The 20,135-nt window shown below is 62.1% G+C and carries 17 protein-coding genes and 1 riboswitch; of the genes, 11 read left to right on the plus strand and 6 right to left on the minus strand.

All coding sequences use genetic code 11. The features are described from left to right. Positions 1-55: 55 nt before the first annotated feature. The 4 genes from AB7933_RS04095 to AB7933_RS04110 form a co-directional block, all read right to left on the minus strand. A complete protein-coding gene (locus AB7933_RS04095; RefSeq protein ID WP_024073048.1) occupies positions 56-1,024 on the minus strand; it encodes a hypothetical protein in 969 nt (322 codons plus the stop codon). 41 nt (positions 1,025-1,065) lie between these two features. Further along, positions 1,066-1,878, minus strand: coding sequence for an aldo/keto reductase (locus AB7933_RS04100; protein WP_024073049.1), 813 nt, complete (start codon positions 1,876-1,878; stop codon positions 1,066-1,068). Then, complete coding sequence (locus AB7933_RS04105) at positions 1,875-3,050, minus strand: NAD(P)/FAD-dependent oxidoreductase (RefSeq protein WP_024073050.1); 1,176 nt, start codon at positions 3,048-3,050, stop codon at positions 1,875-1,877. Before AB7933_RS04105 ends, AB7933_RS04100 begins: the two co-directional genes overlap by 4 nt. A gap of 86 nt (positions 3,051-3,136) precedes the next feature. After that, positions 3,137-3,472, minus strand: a complete 336-nt coding sequence (locus AB7933_RS04110; protein ID WP_024073051.1) for a DMT family transporter — start codon at positions 3,470-3,472, stop codon at positions 3,137-3,139. A gap of 103 nt (positions 3,473-3,575) precedes the next feature. Between AB7933_RS04110 and AB7933_RS04115 the strand changes: the two genes are divergently transcribed. Continuing rightward, complete coding sequence (locus tag AB7933_RS04115) at positions 3,576-4,466, plus strand: LysR family transcriptional regulator (RefSeq protein ID WP_024073052.1); 891 nt, start codon at positions 3,576-3,578, stop codon at positions 4,464-4,466. A gap of 23 nt (positions 4,467-4,489) precedes the next feature. Further along, positions 4,490-5,767 carry a lipid IV(A) 3-deoxy-D-manno-octulosonic acid transferase gene (gene waaA / locus AB7933_RS04120; RefSeq protein WP_024073053.1) on the plus strand — a complete coding sequence of 426 codons (1,278 nt, stop codon included), beginning with the start codon at positions 4,490-4,492 and terminating at the stop codon, positions 5,765-5,767. Between the two features lie 123 nt (positions 5,768-5,890). Here the strand turns inward: waaA and AB7933_RS04125 are convergent, their stop codons facing one another. Further along, positions 5,891-7,330, minus strand: a complete 1,440-nt coding sequence (locus AB7933_RS04125; RefSeq protein ID WP_024073054.1) for a TolC family outer membrane protein — start codon at positions 7,328-7,330, stop codon at positions 5,891-5,893. A 196-nt stretch (positions 7,331-7,526) separates the two neighbouring features. Beyond that, a riboswitch (TPP riboswitch) is annotated at positions 7,527-7,632 on the plus strand. Between the two features lie 148 nt (positions 7,633-7,780). Here AB7933_RS04125 and thiC point away from each other — a divergent pair. Together thiC and cytX are read left to right on the plus strand one after the other, a co-directional pair. Continuing rightward, entirely contained in the window at positions 7,781-9,685 is a 1,905-nt protein-coding gene (gene thiC, locus AB7933_RS04130; protein ID WP_024073055.1) for a phosphomethylpyrimidine synthase ThiC, read from the plus strand. A 180-nt stretch (positions 9,686-9,865) separates the two neighbouring features. Then, entirely contained in the window at positions 9,866-11,155 is a 1,290-nt protein-coding gene (gene cytX / locus AB7933_RS04135; RefSeq protein WP_024073056.1) for a putative hydroxymethylpyrimidine transporter CytX, read from the plus strand. Here the strand turns inward: cytX and AB7933_RS04140 are convergent. Continuing rightward, entirely contained in the window at positions 11,124-11,870 is a 747-nt protein-coding gene (locus AB7933_RS04140) for an RsiV family protein (protein ID WP_024073057.1), read from the minus strand. The genes cytX and AB7933_RS04140 overlap by 32 nt on opposite strands. 193 nt (positions 11,871-12,063) lie before the next feature. On the opposite strand from AB7933_RS04140, the gene AB7933_RS04145 reads away from it, so the two are divergent. The 7 genes from AB7933_RS04145 to parC all read left to right on the plus strand — a co-directional run bounded on the left by AB7933_RS04145 (position 12,064) and on the right by parC (position 20,047). Further along, positions 12,064-12,681, plus strand: coding sequence for an NUDIX domain-containing protein (locus tag AB7933_RS04145; RefSeq protein ID WP_024073058.1), 618 nt, complete (start codon positions 12,064-12,066; stop codon positions 12,679-12,681). Next, positions 12,672-13,121, plus strand: coding sequence for a DUF1249 domain-containing protein (locus tag AB7933_RS04150; protein ID WP_024073059.1), 450 nt, complete (start codon positions 12,672-12,674; stop codon positions 13,119-13,121). The genes AB7933_RS04145 and AB7933_RS04150 overlap by 10 nt, the downstream gene beginning before the upstream one ends. A 98-nt stretch (positions 13,122-13,219) precedes the next feature. Then, positions 13,220-14,035: a 3',5'-cyclic-AMP phosphodiesterase gene (gene cpdA, locus AB7933_RS04155; protein ID WP_024073060.1), complete on the plus strand. Its 816-nt coding sequence runs from the start codon at positions 13,220-13,222 to the stop codon at positions 14,033-14,035. A 111-nt stretch (positions 14,036-14,146) separates the two neighbouring features. After that, the gene (locus AB7933_RS04160) at positions 14,147-14,755 is read left to right on the plus strand and encodes a YqiA/YcfP family alpha/beta fold hydrolase (protein WP_024073061.1); all 609 of its coding nucleotides are present in this window, start codon (positions 14,147-14,149) and stop codon (positions 14,753-14,755) included. Between the two features lie 54 nt (positions 14,756-14,809). Continuing rightward, positions 14,810-16,714, plus strand: a complete 1,905-nt coding sequence (parE, locus tag AB7933_RS04165; protein ID WP_024073062.1) for a DNA topoisomerase IV subunit B — start codon at positions 14,810-14,812, stop codon at positions 16,712-16,714. Beyond that, positions 16,714-17,709, plus strand: a complete 996-nt coding sequence (locus AB7933_RS04170) for an esterase-like activity of phytase family protein (protein ID WP_024073063.1) — start codon at positions 16,714-16,716, stop codon at positions 17,707-17,709. Before parE ends, AB7933_RS04170 begins: the two co-directional genes overlap by 1 nt. A gap of 73 nt (positions 17,710-17,782) precedes the next feature. Continuing rightward, positions 17,783-20,047, plus strand: coding sequence for a DNA topoisomerase IV subunit A (gene parC, locus AB7933_RS04175; RefSeq protein ID WP_024073064.1), 2,265 nt, complete (start codon positions 17,783-17,785; stop codon positions 20,045-20,047). Positions 20,048-20,135 lie beyond the last annotated feature (88 nt).

A 20,135-nucleotide genomic window follows, 5' to 3' on the forward strand; every position in this document is an offset into this window, starting at 1 on the left:
CTCGAGGGCTCCCATATTCGTCCTGCTCCATGAAGCGTTCTGCGTTCCTTGGGCGCTAGCGACTGGCCTTTTTCTTCGGCACGATCTTGCGCAGCATCTGCCGCGCCTTGCCGGTCAGGGCTTTCAATTTCGATTCTTTTTCAGGTTGTGACAGGCCTTGCTGCCTGAGCCAATCCTTCCAGCGAATGCGCTCGTCACGCACCACCCAGCCCTCCTGCTGAGCGAAGCTTTCGGCCAGGTACAAACCCCGAGTGCTCGCCGGGTACAGTTGGTCTTTCTTGACCGTGTACAGCTCGGGCAGCGGCTGGCCGTCCTTAAGCGGCATGAGGTACAGGTCCGGACGTTGGCGATCCAGGCGTGCGACCAGTTGGTCGCCTTCCAGTCGTTCATCCACATGGAACAGGCTCAGGGACTTGGCTTCCTTCGGCACTTCCAGGCGCAAGTCATAGATCAGTTGCAGCGACGCCGTGGGCAGGTGCACGTAGGCTCGTGGGCGTTCGATCAATTGGGTTGTCGCACAGCGCACCGGGCGTGCCGCGCCGGACAGTGGGCTGAGGCGAAACGGCAGGGCTTCGCGGTAGTGCAGGGCTGAGGAGTAGGGGGCCGGTAGCCAGGTATCGTTGAAACGTCCGCTCAGCCAGCCTTCGGGGGTTTCCAGCAGGCATTCTTCGGCAATTTCCTGGATGGCGGTGTGCAGCGGCAGGTTCAGTTCATGGGCGGGGACATAGCCGGAGATCAGCTTGAGCACCACATCGCCCCGATCCTGGCGGCGCTGGCGCACCAGTACCCAGTAATCCTTGTTTTGCCAATGCAGGGTCAGGCGCACTGATACCCCGAGGTTCGCCAGTTCCAGGACAAAACGCTCGGGGTCTGCCACCTCGACCGGCTTGCGTCGTTGCAGGGTCTGGGCGAAGTTGAGCGGCATGCCGACGCTCTGGTAACTCAAGCCTTCGGGGGTCGCTTCGACGTGCAGCGGCAGTGTCTTGAAGTTGCTGGGGTTTTTTCTTATGAGGGTTCGCGGCATGTCGGCTCCTTCCTGCGACGGGGTCGGCCGCGTCGGCGGCATCAGAGTTGACGAATGACCTGGGCAGCGGTCGCCACGTTATGAGCCAGGTGCAGCGGATTAATGGTCCCGACAATAGCACTGGCGACGCCCGTTTGCGCAAACAACAACATGAAACTGGCGCGAACTGGATCCATTCCAGGCTCCAGGCACACGTGGCCGCTGGCCAAGGCTTTTTTCACCAGGATGCCCTTGCCATGGACCGCTGCATAATCAATGACGGCTTTCTCGGCCTGTTCGTTCAGATTGTAGGTGACCATCGCACAATCACCCTGTTCCAGGGCCTTCACACCGCCCTCGACAGTTTTGCCGGAGAAGCCGAAACCACGGATCTTGCCTTCGCGTTTCAGCTCGGCCAGGGTCTGGTAGACCTCGCAGTCGTTGAGGATATGCAGGTCATTGCCGTCGGAATGCACCAGCACCAGGTCGATGAAGTCCGTTTCCAGTCGTTTCAGGCTGCGCTCGACCGACATTCGGGTATGGGCCGCGCTGAAATCGTGCCGGGACACGCCTTCCTCGAACTCTTCGCCGACCTTGCTGACAATCACCCAGTCCTGGCGCTGGCCGCGTAACAGCGGGCCCAGGCGTTCTTCACTGCGGCCGTAGGCGGGGGCGGTGTCGATCAGGTTGATGCCCAGTTGGCGGGCTTGGCGTAGCAGCATCCGCGCTTCGTCATCATCGGGAATCTGGAAGCCGCTGGGGTATTTCACCCCTTGGTCGCGGCCCAGCTTGACGGTGCCCAGGCCCAGCGGCGACACCAGCAGGCCGGTGCTGCCCAGGGGGCGATGCAGGTCGTGCAGGGTGGGCAAGGTCATGGCAGCAGTTGCTCCCAGGCGGGTTGGCCGATGGCGGGCTTGGGCAGGTCGGGCAGCGGGGTGGCCGGGCCTGGGTGGATACCGTCGCGCTCCAGAGCGTGGATCACTCGATCGGCGAAGTCCGGCGCCAGGGCCAGTTTGGTCGGCCAGCCCACCAGCAGGTGGCCTTCTTCGGCGAGGAAGGCGTTGTCGGGGCGGCTCAGGCCCGATTGCAGCGGCTCGGCGCGGTCGACGCGCAGGGTGGCCCACTGGGTCTGGCTCATGTCGATCCACGGCAGCAAATGCGCCAGCTCTTTCTGGGCCGTGGCGATTTGCTCTTCAGGCGTGCGCGCCACGCCATCGGCCTCGGCAATTTCGCCGCCCAGGTACCAGACCCAATTGCCATCGGCGGCCGGGTGGGTGGTGACGGTAACGCGCGGCTTGGTACCGCCGCCCAGGCAGTGGGCGTACAGCGGCTTCAACCCTGGGCCTTTGGCGATGATCATGTGCAACGGGCGTGTCTGCATGGCCGGCTGGCTCAGGCCCAGGGCCGCCAGCAACTCTGCAGTGCCGCCGCCGGCACTCAATACGATGCGCTGGGCGCGGATCTCGCGGCCATCGACTTTCAAGCCGATCAATGTGTCGCCTTCGCGCAGCGGTTCGATGTGTTGCCCGGCGAGCAAGCCATCACCGGCCAGTTGCGCCAGGCGTTCGATCAGGCTGGGAACATCGATGACCAATTCCGCCAGGCGATAGACCTTGCCCTTGAAACGGCGGTCTTGCAGGGCCAGCGGCAGATCGTCGCCCTTGACCTGGTCGACACGGCCGCGCACGGCCTTGCTGGCGAAAAAGCTGGTGAGGTTGCCGGCGAGTGTGCCAGGGGACCAGAGGTAATGGGCTTCAGACAGCAGGCGCACGCCGGACAAGTCCAGCTCGCCGTTGCCCGCGAGCGCTTCGCGCCAGCGGCGCGGCATATCGGAAATCGCCTCGGAGGCGCCGGTGAGGGCGCCGTGCAGGGCGTACTTGGCGCCGCCGTGAATGATCCCCTGAGACTTCACGCTCTGCCCGCCACCGAGGGTGGCGCTTTCCACCACCACCGTGGAAAAACCCTGGCGGCGCAGGCGCGCATTGAGCCAGAGGCCGGCAACCCCGGCGCCGACAATCAGAACGTCGGTGGAAATAACGGATGGCATGGGCAACCTCAGTGTTCAAATCAAGTTGCCAAGTATACAGACTCAACGGATCGATCTTTGCCCGGGATCAATATTGGCAGGGGATCTCAGTGGCCGGCGGTTTTCGAGAAGAGCTGAATCACCACTACGCCCAACACGATCAAGCCCATCCCGAGCATTGCCGGCAGATCGAGCTTCTGGCCATAGATGAACAGCGCGGCAATGCTGACCATCACAATGCCCATCCCGGCCCAAACCGCGTAGGCCACACCCACGGGGACGGTACGCACCACCAGGGTCAGCATCCAGAAGGCCACGCCGTAGCCCACGATCACCAGCAACAGCGGGATAGGGGTGCTCCAGCCCTTGATGGCTTTCATGGACACGGTGGCGATCACTTCCGAGCAGATGGCAATGGCCAGGTAGTAGTAGGCAGGGTTCATGGGTAGATCCTCGGTGTAGAGCGCACTTGATGATGTCGGTATTTTAGGGCTTCGCTAGATGGGGTAAAGTCATTACCTATCTGAACTGAAGATAGGTTGAGCCATGGGCGTGCAGTGGAATCTGGAGCAGATGCGCTTGTTTGTCAGGGTGGCCGAGCAGCGCTCGTTTTCGGCGGTGGCGCGGGAGCAGCGCAAGGCGCAGTCGGCGGTCAGCAATGGGATCGCCCTGCTGGAGGCGGACTTGGGCGTGAGCCTGTTCGAGCGCAGCAGTGGCCGCCAGCCGCGCCTGACCGAAGCCGGCACGGTGTTGCTCGAAGAAGCGAAGGAGGTCTTGCGCCAGTGCGAACGCCTCAATGGCCGCGCGATGTCGTTGATGCGTGGCGAGGAAGCTTGTCTGCGCCTGGCCCAGGATGAAGCGATGCTCTATCAGCCGGTTCTGGATAGCCTCGATGCCTTGGCCGGACGCTTTCCCAACCTGGAGGTGCAATTGTCCAGCGCGGCCCAGGGGGATGTCGCCCGCAAGCTGGTGGAGCGCAAGGCCGACCTGGGCATGCTGTTTTATCACGACCAGATCCCGGAAGCGTTGGAGCGGCGGGTGGTGGGCAGTGTGGAGATGGTCACGGTGTGCGGTCGCAACCATCCCCTGGCGGCGCAGGCAACCGTGGACTGCCAGCGCCTGGCGCAATTTCGCCAGTTGCTGATGTCGACCCAGACCAGCGTCTACCCCGGCAGCGAGGCCGCCAGCCCGCAGGTGTGGCGTGCCGACAGCTTCTACGTGCTGGCCGAATGGCTGACCCGTGGCCTGGGCTGGGCGTGGTTGCCCCGGCACGTGGTGCAGTACCCGTCGTACCAGAACCTGATGGTCGAACTGGACAGCGAATGGACGCCACCGGCGTTGGTGGTCGAGCTGGTGTGGCGCCGCGATGAACCCCTCGGCCCCGCCGCGCGCTTTCTCGCCGAACGTTTTGCCGAGTGCTTGCAGGCGATCGACTGAAAAAGCCGATAAACTCCGCCGCCATGAATAGAACTCTCTACAGCTGTCTGTTTTACCTGGCGCTGCCGTTGGTGGCCTTACGTCTGTGGTTGCGTGCGCGCAAGGCGCCGGCCTATGCCCAACGCGTGGCCGAGCGGTTTTCCTATGGCTTGCCGGTGATGCAACCCGGCGGGATCTGGGTGCATGCCGTGTCGGTGGGGGAAAGCATCGCCGCCGCGCCGATGATTCGCGGGCTGTTGGCGCGTTATCCACAGCTGCCCATCACCGTCACCTGCATGACGCCCACCGGGTCCGAGCGCATCCAGGCGTTGTTCGCCAACGAACCGCGCATCCAGCATTGCTACCTGCCTTACGATTTGCCCTGTGCGGCCAAGCGTTTTCTTGATCGCGTGCAGCCGAAGCTGGCCGTGATCATGGAAACCGAGCTGTGGCCCAACCATATCCATGCCTGCGCCCAACGCGGTATTCCGGTGGCGCTGGCCAATGCGCGGTTATCGGCGCGTTCGGCCAAGGGGTATGCGCGTTTCGCCAAGCTGACGGCACCGATGCTGGCGCAGATGAGCCTGTTCGCCGTGCAGACGCACACCGAGGCCCAGCGGTTTCTCAGCCTGGGTGCGCGCCCCGAAACCGTAACGGTGACTGGCTCGATCAAGTTCGACCTGACCGTCGACCCCCAATTGCCGGTGCGTGCCGCTGCCCTGCGCGAGCAGTGGGGCGCCACTGAGCGCCCGGTGTGGATCGCCGCCAGTACCCACGAAGGCGAAGATGAAGTGGTGCTCGCCGCCCATCGCCAACTGCTCGAAAGCTACCCCAACGCGTTGCTGATTCTGGTGCCGCGTCACCAGGAACGCTTCGGCCCGATGTTCGAGCTGTGTGGGCAACAGGGGTTTGCCACGGTGCGGCGCTCCAGCGGTGAGCCGGTCACCGCGCAGACCTCGGTGCTGCTCGGTGACACCATGGGCGAATTGCTGTTTCTGTATGCCTTGGCCGACAGCGCTTTCGTCGGTGGCAGCCTGGTGGCGACCGGTGGGCATAATCCGCTGGAACCGGCGGCGCTGGCCAAGCCGGTGATCATGGGGCCCCACGTGTTCAACTTCCTCGAAATTACCGCGATGATGCGCGAAGCGGGTGCGTTGCGGGAGGTGGATGACGCCGAAGGGTTGGCCGAGGCCGTGCGGCAACTGTTCGAGCTGCCGCAGGACGCCCAGCGGATGGCGCAGGCGGGGCTTAAGGTGATGCAGGCCAACCAGGGCGCTTTGAAGCGATTGTTGGATGGCCTTGATCGCCTGATAACTCACTGACGCACTGGCGAGCCAAATGTGGAAGGGGGCTTGCCCCCGATGACGGAGTGTCAGTCAACATGAGTTCACCTGGTACGCCGCTATCGGGGGCAAGCCCCCTCCCACAGGGTTTTTACGGTGTGTTCAATTGCCTGGGCGGGCTTTCAACTGCTCGGCAGCCGCCTTGGCCAGGTCCGGCGGCAGGAAGTCCTTGTCCGGGTTGTAGTCGGCCTTGAGGTAGCGCGCCAGGTCCTGCAGGTCCCCTGGGTTCAACGTGCCCGCCGCCTGTTTCAGGCGCAGGTTGTCGAGGATGTAGTCATAGCGGCTGTTGTTGTAGTTGCGCACCGACGCGTAGAGCTGGCGCTGGGCGTCGAGCACGTCGACGATATTGCGCGTACCCACCTGGTACCCGATTTCCGTGGCTTCCACCGCGCTCTGGTTGGAGATGATCGACTGCCGGCGTGCCTGGACCTGTTCCACATCGGTGTTCACTGCGCGGTGCAGGTTGCGCGTATTTTCCACCACCTGGCGGCGCAGGCCCTCACGTTGTTGCTCGGTCTGGCCGAGGCGCGAATAGGATTCACGCACTTGCGAGCTGGTCAAGCCGCCGCTGTAGAGCGGGATGTTCAGGCGCAGGCCAATGGTACGTTGCGAGACATCGCCACCATAAGGCGTGCCGAAGGCATTCGGGTTACTGAAGCCCAGCGCGTCGTTATCGCCCTTTTCATACTGCGCCACGGCGTCCAGGGTGGGGGCGTGCCCGGCCTTGCGCTGCTTGAGCGTTTCCTCGGCGGCGGTCACCGCATAGTTGCTGGCAAGCAGGTTGAGGTTCTGGCGGCCGGCGGTCTCGACCCAGGCCTTGGCGTCGTTCGGCAGCGGCGGCAACACCGGCAGCGTATGCACAATGCCCTGGATCGAATTGTATTGACGGTTGGTCAGGGTGATCAGCGCTTCGAAGGCGTCATCTACCTGGCGTTGCGCGACGATCCGGTTGGCCCGCGCGGTGTCGTAGCTGGCCTGGGATTGCAGCACATCGGTTTTGTCCGACAGGCCCACGTCGAAGCGTTCGTTGGACTGGTCCAGTTGGCGCTTGAACGCATTTTCTTCGGCCTTGGTCGAGGCCAGGTTGTCCTGGGCACGCAGCACGGCGAAGTAGTTCTCGGCGCTTTGCAGAATCAGGTTCTGTTCGGTGGCCGAGAGTTGCAGCGCGGCCTGTTCGTTGACGGCTTCGGCGGCTTGCAACTGGAACCAGCGGTCGGCACGGAACAAGGGCTGGCTCAAGGTCGCGCGCCAGGAGTGGGCATCGCGGTTGGCGGTGGCGGCCGGGGTGTCGATCTGGGTGCGCACATTATTGATATCGGCACCGGCCGACAAATTCGGTAGCAGGCCGGCGCGGGCCTGGGGCACCACTTCTTTCTGTGCGCCATATTGGGCGCGGGCAGCGGCGAGGTCGGCGTTGTTGTCTACCGCCTCCTGATAGACGCTGACCAGGTCGGTTCTGGCGGACAAGGGCGCTTCAGCTGCCCAGACCATTCCATTGGTCGCACAAGACACGGCAAGAGCCAGTGAGAGTTTGCGCAGCATGAGGCGATCCCTAGTGTGAATATTACGGCGATAATTTAGCGCCCAAGGCTAAAGCTGGCCATTCCTGGCGTCAAGCGTTGAGGCAGCATCCGAGTGTAGTGGCGCAACCACGGCACAACAATCCCGCAAATGCGCCATTCATCACGCTGAATGCACGGCTATTGGCAATTTGCCCCCACCCTGGTCTAGACTGGCCACGTTCTTGTCGGGGTGCCTTGTTAGAAGGCTGAGATCGGTAAATACCGGATCCCGTTGAACCTGATCAGGTTAGCGCCTGCGTAGGGAACAAGATTTCTCGTCACCCGGCGAGTCCTCTTGTGCTTCGTCCGGGATGTTGTTCGACAATCGAACAGCCTTCGTGCACCAAGCACAGCACTGTTTTCAGTGCGTCCATCCGTCACAGGTTCGCTCCGACAAAAATCCACCGCCTGGATAGTTGGAGAGCCCGTGATGAGCACCGAATTAAAAAGCCAAAAATCAAAAAATACCGTGCACTTGAGTGAGTCGGCCAAAGTCGATTCCGGGTCCGTGCAGCCGTTTACCCGCTCGCAAAAAATCTACGTGCCAGGCACTCGCCCGGACATTCGCGTACCGATGCGCGAAATCAGCCTGGACGTCACACCCACCGATTTCGGCGGTGAAATCAATGCGCCCGTGGTGGTCTACGACACCTCCGGCCCCTACACCGACCCCAACGTCATCATCGACGTGCGCAAAGGCCTGGGCGATGTGCGCTCGCCGTGGATCGAGTCCCGGGGCGATACCGAGCGCCTGTCCGGCCTGAGCTCGCACTTCGGCCAGCAGCGCCTGAACGATGCCGAGCTGACCGCCCTGCGCTTTGCCCACGTGAAGAACCCGCGCCGCGCCAAGGCCGGCGCCAACGTCACCCAGATGCATTACGCGCGCAAAGGCATCATCACCGCCGAGATGGAATACGTCGCCATCCGCGAAAACATGAAGCTTGAAGAAGCCCGCGCCAGTGGCCTGCTCGACCAGCAACACGCCGGCCACAGCTTCGGCGCCAGCGTGCCGAAAATCATCACTCCGGAATTCGTGCGCGAAGAAATCGCCCGTGGCCGCGCAATCATTCCAGCCAACATCAACCACACCGAACTGGAACCGATGATCATCGGCCGTAACTTCCTGGTGAAGATCAACGGCAACATCGGCAACAGCGCCTTGGGTTCGTCCATCGAAGAAGAAGTGGCGAAACTGACCTGGGGCATTCGTTGGGGCTCGGACACGGTGATGGACTTGTCCACCGGCAAGCACATCCACGAAACCCGCGAATGGATCATTCGCAACTCGCCGGTGCCGATCGGTACCGTGCCGATCTACCAGGCCCTGGAAAAAGTCGGTGGCGCCGCTGAAGACCTGACCTGGGAGCTGTTCCGCGACACCCTGATCGAACAGGCCGAGCAAGGCGTCGACTACTTCACCATCCACGCCGGGGTGTTGCTGCGCTACGTGCCACTGACCGCCAAGCGTGTCACCGGCATCGTCTCCCGTGGCGGTTCGATCATGGCCAAGTGGTGCCTGGCGCACCACAAAGAGAACTTCACCTACACGCATTTCGACGAAATCTGCGAAATCATGAAGGCCTATGACGTCAGCTTCTCCCTGGGCGATGGCTTGCGTCCGGGTTCGATTGCCGACGCCAACGACGCCGCACAATTCGGCGAGCTGGAGACCCTTGGCGAACTGACCAAGATCGCCTGGAAGCACGATGTGCAAACCATGATCGAAGGCCCCGGCCACGTGCCGATGCAATTGATCAAGGAGAACATGGACAAGCAACTCGAGTGCTGCGACGAGGCGCCGTTCTATACCCTCGGCCCGCTGACCACCGACATCGCACCCGGCTACGACCACATTACATCGGGCATCGGTGCGGCAATGATCGGCTGGTTCGGTTGCGCCATGCTCTGCTACGTCACGCCCAAGGAACACCTGGGCCTGCCGAACAAGGATGATGTGAAGACCGGGATCATCACCTACAAGATCGCCGCCCATGCAGCCGATCTCGCGAAAGGTCATCCGGGTGCGCAAATCCGCGATAACGCCTTGAGCAAGGCGCGCTTCGAGTTCCGTTGGGAGGACCAGTTCAACCTCGGCCTCGATCCGGACACCGCACGGTCCTATCACGATGAAACCCTGCCGAAGGACTCGGCCAAGGTCGCGCATTTCTGCTCGATGTGCGGGCCGAAGTTCTGCTCGATGAAAATCACCCAGGAAGTGCGTGAGTACGCGGCCAACCAGCGCATTGACGCGGTGGATGTGGACGTGGCCAAGGGCCTGGCCGAGCAGGCGGAGCGGTTCAAGCAGGAAGGCAGCCAGCTTTATAAGAAGGTCTGATCCAGAGACGGCGGTGCCTGTACCGCCGTCATCGGGGCGGTGTGACGACTCGACAAGCCCCCTCCCACATATTGACTGAGCCATACACAGTTTTTGTGTTCACAGCCGATCCAATGTGGGAGGGGGCTTGCCCCCGATTGCAATCTCCCTGACAACAAGTGCCCCTCAGAGATAACACCCTTGAGCATTCAACCGAGTACCTATTCCCCGGACATCGCGGTCCCCGCTGACAAGCGCGTGTTCGGCGCCCGCGACCTGTTCTCCTTGTGGTTCTCCCTCGGCATCGGCCTGATGGTCCTGCAAACCGGCGCGTTGCTCGCGCCGGGCCTGGGGTTGTCCGGCGCATTGCTGGCGATTTTTCTCGGCACGCTGGCCGGCGTGCTGTTGCTGGCCGCCGTCGGCGTGATCGGCAGCGACACCGGGCTGTCCGCCATGGCCGCCCTCAAGCTCAGCCTCGGTGCCAAGGGCGCCAGCCTGCCGGCGCTGTTGAACCTGCTGCAACTGATTGGCTGGGGTTCGTTTGAAATCATCGTCATGCGCGATGCCGCGAGCTTGTTGGGTGTGCGGGCTTTCAGCGACGCCAGCCTGCTGGCGAGCCCGTTGCTGTGGACGCTGTTTTTCGGTGGTCTGGCGACCCTGCTGGCCGTCAGCGGCCCGTTGACCTTCGTGCGGCAGATCTTGCGCAAGTGGGGGATCTGGCTGTTGCTCGGCGCGTGCCTGTGGCTGACCTGGAACCTCTTCGCCAAAGCCGACCTTGCCGCCCTCTGGGCCCAGGCCGGTGACGGATCGATGCCGTTTGCCGTGGGCTTTGATATTGCGATCGCCATGCCGTTGTCGTGGCTGCCGCTGATTGCCGATTATTCGCGCTTCGGCAAACGCGCCAAGAGCGTGTTCGGCGGTACGGCGCTGGGCTTCTTCATTGGCAACTTCTGGCTGATGAGCCTCGGTGTGGCCTACACCCTGGCCTTTGCGCCAAGCGGGGAGGTCAACGCACTGCTGCTGGCCTTGGCCGGAGCGGGCCTGGGCATTCCGCTGCTACTGATCCTATTGGATGAGTCGGAAAACGCCTTTGCCGATATTCATTCGGCGGCAGTGTCCAGCGGGATTCTGTTGCGCTTGAAAGTCGAACACCTGGCGCTGGCGATCGGCGTGCTCTGCACCTTGATCGCCTGCTCTGCGCCGTTGGCGCAGTACCAGAACTTCCTGCTGTTGATCGGCTCGGTATTCGCGCCGCTCTTTGGCGTGGTACTGGTCGATCATTTCATCCTGCGCCGCCGCGGCCAGGGCGCTGTGGCTTCGCTGCGTTGGCCGGCGTTGTTGGCGTGGCTGGGGGGCATTGCGACTTACCATCTGCTCGCCAACCTGTATCCGGATGTCGGCGCGACCCTGCCGGCGCTGGTGCTGGCAGGGCTGTTGCAGTTCATCCTGGGCCGGGCCTTCAGCGGCGTACGGGCACCAGCTCAGGCTTGAGGATGCCGTCCAGGCGCGAGTAGGGAATCTGCAACTCGACGTGGCCCAGGGCGTACGGCGCGATGGTGGTGGTAGGGTACTTGAGGGTCACGCCGCCGTAGGTCAGCGCCACGTTCGGGGTTTTCTGGAAGGGATAGCTTTTGACGAACTCCGGCTCCAGGCTCAGGCGCGTACTGATCAGCCAGCTGTTGTGGGCCACCTGAGCTGCTTTCCAGAATGCGTCTTCCTTACCTGGCAGCAGCATGTCGGTCAACGTCAGGGCCTTTTGCTGCGGACGCGAATAGTTGATGAACGCGCGGCCCGGTTCGCCGTGGGTGACGCCCTGGTCCAGGTAGCTGGACAACTCGATGATCACCAAGCCGTCATGCTGCTCGCGTACCTTGGCCTGCAAGTACATGTTGTTGCCGGGGGCGGCCGTCTGCAGGAATTGCTCGCTGTACGTCGCCAGGCTCGTCGGCAGCGGGTCGCTGGGCTTGGTACGGGTCATCTCCAGCAGGCGCTGTTCGATCAGCGCATCCAGCTTGGGTTCTTTGGCGAAGTGCACGGTGTCGATGTTCACCAGTGGGCAATCGGCGCTGGCGCAGCCCGGCTTGCTTTGTTCGCTGGCGTCACGGGTGGCTTCCAGCGGGGTACGATAGCTGGGTTGAAACAGGCTCTGGCAGGCGCCGAGGGTCAAGGCGATACAGGCCACGGAGGCGATTTTTAAAAGCGACATGTATGTTCTTCGTCCGTCGATTAAGAGCGAAATTCGTGGACCTTCGACTACCGGCAGGCCAGTCAGTTCGCCACTAAGATTATTAGAGTGAGTTTGACGCCCGCCGTCTATCCCGGCAACTGGAAAGGGGCTGCACCTACGGGCAGGACCGCGTTAGGATGGCGCGAATTGCACGGGCATAACGAGGAAGGATATGACGGACATCGCGAAATCGACGCCGAGCAAAATCGAAATTGTTCAGCGCGACAATGCTTACCAGGGCTTCTACAAACTCGATCGGGTGCAGTTGCGCCACGAAAAGTTCGACGGTGGCATGAGCCGGGTGATCAATCGCGAAGTTTTCGTGCGCCATGATGCCGTGTGCGTGCTGCCTTACGACCCGCAGCGCGATGAGGTGGTCTTGATCGAGCAGTTTCGCGTCGGCGCCATGGGCCGTACCGACAACCCGTGGCTGGTGGAAATGGTCGCTGGCCTGATCGACAAGGATGAACAGCCGGAGGAGGTTGCACACCGCGAAGCCGAGGAGGAAGCTGGGCTGACATTCTCCTCGTTGTGGCCGATCACCAAATATTTCCCGTCGCCGGGTGGCAGTACCGAATTTGTCCACTTGTACCTGGGCCGTTGCGACAGTGCGGGGGCGGGTGGCGTGCATGGATTGGAAGAAGAGGCAGAAGATATTCGTGTCACCACCTGGGCTTTCGAGGATGCCTTGCAAGCGGTGCGTGATGGCAGGATATCCAATGCGCCCAGCATTATTGCCCTGCAATGGTTAGCGCTCAATCGCGCGGAAGTGAGGGGGTTATGGCAGTAAAGGCACGGGAACGTTATCGAGTTGACCTGATCGGGCTGCAAGCAGCTTGCGAGGCCAACTATGCGCGGCTGATGCGCTTGCTCCCCGATATGCGTCATTCCCCCGAGGCGCGGCGAATCGGCGTGACCCATGGCGACCAGATGCTCGGCGTGCTGGCCCTGGAAGTCATCGTCAACTGCCCGTACACCACCACCCTGCGCGTGCGCCAGGAGCACAGCCTGCCCTGGCTGCCGGTGCCGCAGCTGGAAGTGCAGGTGTACCACGATGCCCGGATGGCCGAAGTGATCAGCGCCGAACATGCGCGGCGCTTTCGCAGCATCTACCCATACCCCAATGTGTTCATGCACCAGCCCGATGAGAAAGCACAGCTCAATGTGTTCCTCGGTGAATGGTTGAGCCACTGCCTGGCCTTGGGCCATGAGTTCGAAGTCGTGCGATAGATGTGAACTGCGTCTGCTTCCTTAGGTTTCCTCTTTGCGTCCTGCCCCAGCATAATCGCCCCAACTATCCATTCCTGTGATTGCCTTGGGAGAGCGCCTTGCCGAGCGTATCCACCTTGAACCCCGATGCGCCGACGTTGCTGGTGCAGTTGTCCGACAGCCATCTGTTTGCCGAGGCCGACGCTGTGTTGCTGGGCATGAACACCCGCGACAGCTTGCAACGGGTGATCGACTTGGTGTGTGAGCAACAGCCCCGGATCGATTTGCTGTTGGCCACCGGGGACCTGTCCCAGGACGGTACGCTGGCGTCCTATCAGCAATTTCGCGAGATGACGGCGCCTTTTGGGGTTCCGGCACGCTGGATTCCCGGCAACCACGATGAGCCGCAAGTCATGGCCCACGCGGCGGTGCACAGTGATTTACTGGAACCGGTGGTGGATATCGGCCATTGGCGCATCACCCTGCTGGACTCCGCCGTGCCGGGCTCGGTGCCTGGGTACTTGCAGGACCAGCAACTGCAACTATTGGCCCAAGCCTTGAGTGAAGCGCCGAACCGCCATCACCTGGTGTGTTTCCACCATCACCCGGTACCCATCGGTTGTGCGTGGATGGAGCCCATCGGCTTGCGCAACCCCGAGGCCCTGTTTGCCGTGCTCGACCGCTTCCCGCAGGTCAAGGCGGTGCTCTGGGGCCATGTGCACCAGGAAATCGACCGTGAGCGCAATGGCGTGCGCCTGCTGGCGTCACCGTCCACCTGCATCCAGTTCGCGCCGGGCAGCGAGGATTTCAATGTCAGCGAAGAGGCCCCAGGCTATCGCTGGCTGCGCCTGCACGCCGATGGGCGGTTGGAAACCGGGGTGGAGCGGGTGAAAAATTTTGCCTTTACCGTGGATTACGGCAGCAATGGCTATTAAAGGCGGCGAACACTGATCAGACATGTGGGGAGAGGGCTGGATGATCGGCTGCTCACACCACCCCGATCCCTGTAAACTGCGCCTTTTTCGCGCAAGCACGGAGAGCCCGGCATGTCCGCTTCGATCCTGTATATCCACGGCTTCAACAGCGCGCCCGCGTCCAACAAGGCCTGCCAGTTGATCCGCGTGATGGACAACCTCGGCCTGGCCGGCCAACTGCGCGTGCCGGCCCTGCATCACCACCCCCGCCAGGCGATCCCGCAGTTGGAGGCGGCCATCCGCGAACTGGGGCGGCCACTGCTGGTCGGCAGCTCGCTCGGCGGCTACTATGCAACCCATCTTGCCGAACGCCATGGTCTCAAGGCGCTGCTGGTCAACCCGGCGGTCAGCCCTCATCGGATGTTCGACGGTTACCTGGGCACCCAGAAGAACCTCTATACCGATGAAACCTGGGAGCTGACCCACGACCACGTCACGGCGCTGGCCGAGCTTGAGGTCCCGGCGCCCCAGGATGCCGCGCGTTATCAAGTGTGGTTGCAGACCGGGGATGAAACCCTGGATTATCGCCTCGCCCAGCAGTATTACCGGGCGTGTGCCCTGCGCATCCAGGCCGGCGGCGACCATGGTTACCAGGGCTTTGCCCAGCAATTGCCGGCCTTGTTGAGCTTTGCCGGCATTGGCGCAGATCAGTATCAATCCTTCGATTTCGCGGCACTGTAATTGCTTTGGAAATCCCAGGTTACTTTTTAATCGAACGACTCACGACGAGACCCCATGGCCACTCCCAGCGCTAGCTCTTATAACGCCGACGCCATCGAAGTCCTCTCGGGCCTCGACCCGGTGCGCAAACGCCCCGGCATGTACACCGACACCAGTCGGCCGAACCACCTTGCCCAGGAAGTCATCGACAACAGCGTCGACGAAGCCTTGGCCGGGCACGCCAAGTCGGTGCATGTCATTCTCCACGCTGACCACTCCCTGGAAGTGTCCGACGACGGTCGTGGCATGCCGGTGGACATTCACCCGGAAGAGGGTGTGTCGGGCGTAGAACTGATCCTCACCAAGCTGCACGCCGGGGGTAAGTTCTCCAACAAGAACTACCAGTTCTCCGGTGGCTTGCACGGCGTGGGTATTTCCGTGGTCAACGCCTTGTCCACGTTGGTACGGGTCAAGGTCAAGCGCGACGGCAACGAGTACGAGATGACCTTCGCCGATGGCTACAAAGCCAGCGAATTGCAGGTGATCGGCACCGTTGGCAAGCGCAATACCGGCACCAGCGTGTACTTCGCTCCGGACCCGAAATACTTCGATTCGCCAAAATTCTCCATCAGCCGCCTCAAGCACGTGCTCAAGGCCAAGGCCGTGTTGTGCCCGGGCCTGCTGGTCACCTTTGAAGACAAGGGTACCGGCGAGAAAGTCGAGTGGCACTACGAAGACGGCCTGCGTTCCTACCTGGAAGATTCCGTCAGCGATTTCGAACGCCTGCCCAACGAGCCGTTCTGCGGCAGCCTGGCCGGTAATAAAGAAGCCGTCGACTGGGCGCTGCTGTGGTTGCCCGAGGGCGGTGACAGCGTGCAGGAAAGCTACGTCAACCTGATCCCAACCGCCCAGGGCGGCACCCACGTCAACGGTTTGCGCCAAGGCTTGCTGGATGCCATGCGCGAATTCTGCGAATACCGCAGCCTGTTGCCGCGCGGCGTGAAGCTGGCGCCGGAAGACGTGTGGGAGCGCATCGCGTTCGTGCTGTCGATGAAAATGCAGGAGCCGCAATTCTCCGGCCAGACCAAAGAGCGCCTGTCGTCCCGTGAAGCGGCAGCGTTTGTCTCCGGGGTGGTCAAGGATGCCTTCAGCCTGTGGCTCAACGAACACCCGGAATTGGGCCTGGCCCTGGCCGAGCTGGCAATCAACAACGCCGGTCGCCGCCTGAAAGCCAGCAAGAAAGTCGAGCGCAAGCGCATCACCCAAGGCCCGGCACTGCCCGGCAAGTTGGCTGATTGCGCCGGGCAGGACCCGATGCGCTCAGAGCTGTTCCTGGTGGAGGGTGACTCTGCCGGCGGTTCCGCCAAGCAAGCGCGGGATAAGGAATTCCAGGCGATCCTGCCGTTGCGCGGCAAGATCCTCAACACCTGGGAAGTCGATGGCAGTGAAGTCCTGGCCAGCCAGGAAGTGCACAACATCGCCGTGGCCATTGGCGTCGATCCGGGCGCGGCGGACATGAGCCAACTGCGCTACGGCAAGATCTGCATCCTCGCCGACGCCGACTCCGACGGTCTGCACATCGCAACCCTGTTGTGCGCGTTGTTTGTGCAGCACTTCCGCCCGTTGGTGGATGCCGGTCACGTCTACGTCGCCATGCCGCCGCTGTACCGGATCGACCAGGGCAAGGAGATTTTCTATGCCCTGGACGAGGCCGAGCGCGATGGCATCCTCGACCGCCTGGTGGCCGAGAAGAAACGCGGCAAGCCACAGGTCACGCGATTCAAGGGCCTGGGTGAAATGAACCCGCCGCAACTGCGTGAAACCACCATGGACCCGAACACCCGGCGCCTGGTGCAGTTGACCCTGGAAGACTTCGACGCCACATCGGAAATGATGGACATGCTGCTGGCGAAGAAACGCGCGCCAGACCGCAAGTCCTGGCTGGAGTCCAAGGGCAACCTGGCCGAGGTGTTGGGCTGATGCGCACAGGTTTCGCCCTGGCGATCCTGATGTTGAGCGGGCTGGCGGCCACCCCGGTGGTGGCCGCGCCCGTGGCTGAGCTCAAGCTGGTGTCCGAACACCCGGTAGAGGGCATGCGCGGCGGTAACCTGTCAGGCCTGGCGCTGTGTGGCAAGGAGCTATGGACGGTTTCCGACCGTGATGACGACCGGATCTACCGCCTCGATATCAGCGCGTCGACCTGGCAGGCCGAAACCGTGAAGATTGACGTGCCGCCAGTGCCCGAGTCCGGCTTGCCCTGGGGCTTGCGCTCGCGCACCAAGGCCGCTTCATTCATTCGCGGCGGCGACCTGGACTTTGAAGGCATCACCTGCGATGCCGCGGGCAACCGCTACATTGTCAGCGAAGCCCATGCGGCGGTGTTGCAAGTGCCGGTAACCGGTGAGCCGCAATGGTTGAAAATCGCCCCCGGCATGGTGCGCGAAGCCCGCGCCAGTGGCATGTTGCTGCATTTCAATGCCCTGTTTGAAGGCTTGGCGGTCAACCCGGAAGGCAGCCAGATCTGGTTGGCTGCGGAGCGTGAACGGCGAGGCCTGATTTCCATCAAGCGGCCGCAAAGCCTTTGGGATTGTGACGGCCCCTGCGTGTTGTTGAGCGAGGCTGGCCAGGAAATGCAACCGGCCAAATTCCCCAACGCCAAGGCGGTGTCCAAGGATTTTGCCGACCTGGCGCTATTTGGCGGCAAGCTGTTTACTCTGGAGCGTAATGCGTTCCAGATTTGCCGGCGCGATGCGGTCACGGCCAAGGTCGAGCTGTGCTGGTCATTTGCCGACGAGACTCTGACGCCCGAGCGCCGCTATGCCCAGCCCTACGGCCTGGCCGAAGCCCTGGTGGTGGATACGGACGGTGCGTGGATTGGTATCGACAATAATTTCGGCCCGCGTGCCGATGGTGAAAAACGCCCCGTGGTCTATCGTTTCGCCGCCCCTGCCGGCGGCTGGAGCGCCAAGCCATGAGCCCCCGCTTTTTTGAATTGACCCGGCGCTGCGGCATTTCCGCTGCGCCTTACCAAATATTGATGAGGCCCGCATGAGTGACATCCTCGCAGACAGCTTAGATGGCGTAGAACGCCGGTCGCTGGCTGACTTCACCGAAAATGCCTACCTCAACTACTCCATGTACGTGATCATGGACCGTGCCTTGCCGCATATCGGCGACGGCCTGAAGCCTGTACAGCGGCGCATCATCTACGCCATGAGTGAGTTGGGCCTGGATGCCGATTCCAAGCACAAGAAGTCGGCGCGTACGGTCGGTGACGTGCTCGGTAAGTTCCACCCCCACGGCGACTCGGCATGCTACGAAGCCATGGTGCTGATGGCCCAGCCGTTCAGCTACCGCTACACATTGGTGGACGGCCAGGGTAACTGGGGCGCACCGGATGACCCCAAGTCCTTCGCCGCCATGCGTTACACCGAGGCACGCCTGTCGCGTTATTCGGAAGTGCTGCTCAGCGAGCTGGGCCAGGGCACCGCGAATTGGGGCCCGAACTTCGACGGCACCCTCGACGAACCCCTGGTGTTGCCGGCGCGTTTGCCCAATATCCTGCTCAATGGCACCACGGGTATTGCCGTGGGCATGGCCACGGACGTACCGCCGCATAACCTGCGCGAGGTCGCGACCGCCTGCGTGCGCCTGCTGGATGAACCCAAGGCCACGGTCGAGCAGCTCTGCGAGCATATCCAGGGGCCGGATTACCCCACCGAAGCAGAAATCATCACGCCGCGCGCCGACCTGCTGAAGATGTACGAGACCGGCAAGGGCTCGGTGCGCATGCGTGCGGTGTACCACATCGAGGACGGCGACATTATCGTCACCGCGCTGCCGCACCAGGTGTCCGGTGCCAAGGTGCTGGAGCAGATCGCGGCGCTCATGCAGGCCAAACCGTCGAAACTGCCGCAGGTTGCCGACCTGCGCGACGAGTCCGACCACGAAAACCCGTGCCGAATCGTGATCATCCCGACCAATAGCCGGGTCGACCACGAAGTGCTGATGCAGCATTTGTTTGCCAGCACCGACCTGGAGTCCAGCTACCGGGTCAACATCAACATCATCGGCCTGGACGGCAAGCCGCAGCTGAAAAACCTGCGCAACCTGCTGGTGGAGTGGCTGGAGTTCCGGGTGCAGACCGTGCGTCGCCGCCTGCAATTCCGCCTCGACAAGGTCGAGCGCCGCCTGCACCTGTTGGACGGCTTGCTGATTGCCTACCTCAACCTGGATGAAGTGATCCACATCATCCGTACCGCCGAGCACCCGAAAGCCGAACTGATCGCGCGTTTCGAGCTGAGTGAGATCCAGGCCGACTACATCCTCGACACCCGTTTGCGTCAGTTGGCGCGACTGGAAGAAATGAAGCTGCGCGACGAACAGGATGCGTTGCTCAAGGAGCAGGCCAAGCTGCAAGCGCTGCTGGGCAGCGAAGCCAAGTTGAAGAAATTGGTGCGTAGCGAACTGATCAAAGACGCCGAAACCTACGGCGATGACCGTCGTTCGCCGATCGTCGAGCGCGCCGAAGCCAAGGCCCTGACAGAAACCGAGTTGCTCCCAAACGAGAAAATTACCGTCGTTCTGTCGGAAAAGGGTTGGGTTCGTTCCGCCAAGGGGCATGATATTGACGCCACTGGTTTGTCGTACAAGGCCGGTGATGGCTTCAAGACTGCCGCCGCCGGGCGTTCCAACCAGTTTGCGGTGTTTATCGACTCCACCGGGCGCAGTTATTCGGTGCCGGCCCATACCTTGCCGTCCGCACGGGGGCAGGGCGAGCCGCTGACCGGGCGTCTGACGCCGCCACCGGGGGCGAATTTCGAGTGCGTGCTGCTGCCGGACGACGATTCGTTGTATGTCATCGCTTCCGACGCGGGGTACGGGTTCGTGGTCAAGGGTGAAGACCTGCAGGCCAAGAACAAGGCGGGCAAGGCGCTGTTGAGCCTGCCGAACAACGCCAAGGTGATCCTGCCGCGGCCGGTGGACGATCGCGAGAGCAATTGGCTGGCGTCGGTCACCACCGAGGGGCGCTTGCTGGTCTTCAAGATCAGCGATTTGCCGCAGTTGGGCAAAGGCAAGGGCAACAAGATCATTGGTATTCCAGGGGAGCGGGTCGCCAGTCGTGAAGAGTATGTGACCGACATCGCGGTGATCCCTGAAGGCTCTACCCTGGTGCTGCAAGCGGGTAAACGCACATTGTCGCTGCGTCCTGACGACCTTGAGCATTACAAGGGCGAACGTGGACGGCGTGGTAACAAACTGCCGCGGGGCTTCCAGCGTGTGGATGCCTTGCTGGTGGAAACGCCTGTTTAAGGCGACAAGGAGGGCTTGGCGGGTTTCGCCTTGAAGCAGGCCTTGGAAAGGCAAAAACCATTCCCAGCGGCCTGCGCCCTGCCTGACC

This window comes from Pseudomonas gorinensis (assembly GCF_042015035.1).
In the GTDB taxonomy this organism is placed as follows: domain Bacteria; phylum Pseudomonadota; class Gammaproteobacteria; order Pseudomonadales; family Pseudomonadaceae; genus Aquipseudomonas; species Aquipseudomonas gorinensis.

Bases quoted from the DNA above. Each gene is read 5' to 3' on its own strand.
- AB7933_RS04095 (WP_024073048.1), bottom strand. From the start codon at position 1,024: ATGCCGCGAACCCTCATAAGAAAAAACCCCAGCAACTTCAAGACACTG.
- AB7933_RS04125 (WP_024073054.1), bottom strand. From the start codon at position 7,330: ATGCTGCGCAAACTCTCACTGGCTCTTGCCGTGTCTTGTGCGACCAAT.
- AB7933_RS04105 (WP_024073050.1), bottom strand. From the start codon at position 3,050: ATGCCATCCGTTATTTCCACCGACGTTCTGATTGTCGGCGCCGGGGTT.
- waaA (WP_024073053.1), top strand. From the start codon at position 4,490: ATGAATAGAACTCTCTACAGCTGTCTGTTTTACCTGGCGCTGCCGTTG.
- AB7933_RS04150 (WP_024073059.1), top strand. From the start codon at position 12,672: ATGGCAGTAAAGGCACGGGAACGTTATCGAGTTGACCTGATCGGGCTG.
- AB7933_RS04100 (WP_024073049.1), bottom strand. From the start codon at position 1,878: ATGACCTTGCCCACCCTGCACGACCTGCATCGCCCCCTGGGCAGCACC.
- AB7933_RS04140 (WP_024073057.1), bottom strand. From the start codon at position 11,870: ATGTCGCTTTTAAAAATCGCCTCCGTGGCCTGTATCGCCTTGACCCTC.
- parC (WP_024073064.1), top strand. From the start codon at position 17,783: ATGAGTGACATCCTCGCAGACAGCTTAGATGGCGTAGAACGCCGGTCG.
- AB7933_RS04145 (WP_024073058.1), top strand. From the start codon at position 12,064: ATGACGGACATCGCGAAATCGACGCCGAGCAAAATCGAAATTGTTCAG.
- thiC (WP_024073055.1), top strand. From the start codon at position 7,781: ATGAGCACCGAATTAAAAAGCCAAAAATCAAAAAATACCGTGCACTTG.
- AB7933_RS04115 (WP_024073052.1), top strand. From the start codon at position 3,576: ATGGGCGTGCAGTGGAATCTGGAGCAGATGCGCTTGTTTGTCAGGGTG.
- parE (WP_024073062.1), top strand. From the start codon at position 14,810: ATGGCCACTCCCAGCGCTAGCTCTTATAACGCCGACGCCATCGAAGTC.
- AB7933_RS04160 (WP_024073061.1), top strand. From the start codon at position 14,147: ATGTCCGCTTCGATCCTGTATATCCACGGCTTCAACAGCGCGCCCGCG.
- AB7933_RS04170 (WP_024073063.1), top strand. From the start codon at position 16,714: ATGCGCACAGGTTTCGCCCTGGCGATCCTGATGTTGAGCGGGCTGGCG.
- AB7933_RS04110 (WP_024073051.1), bottom strand. From the start codon at position 3,472: ATGAACCCTGCCTACTACTACCTGGCCATTGCCATCTGCTCGGAAGTG.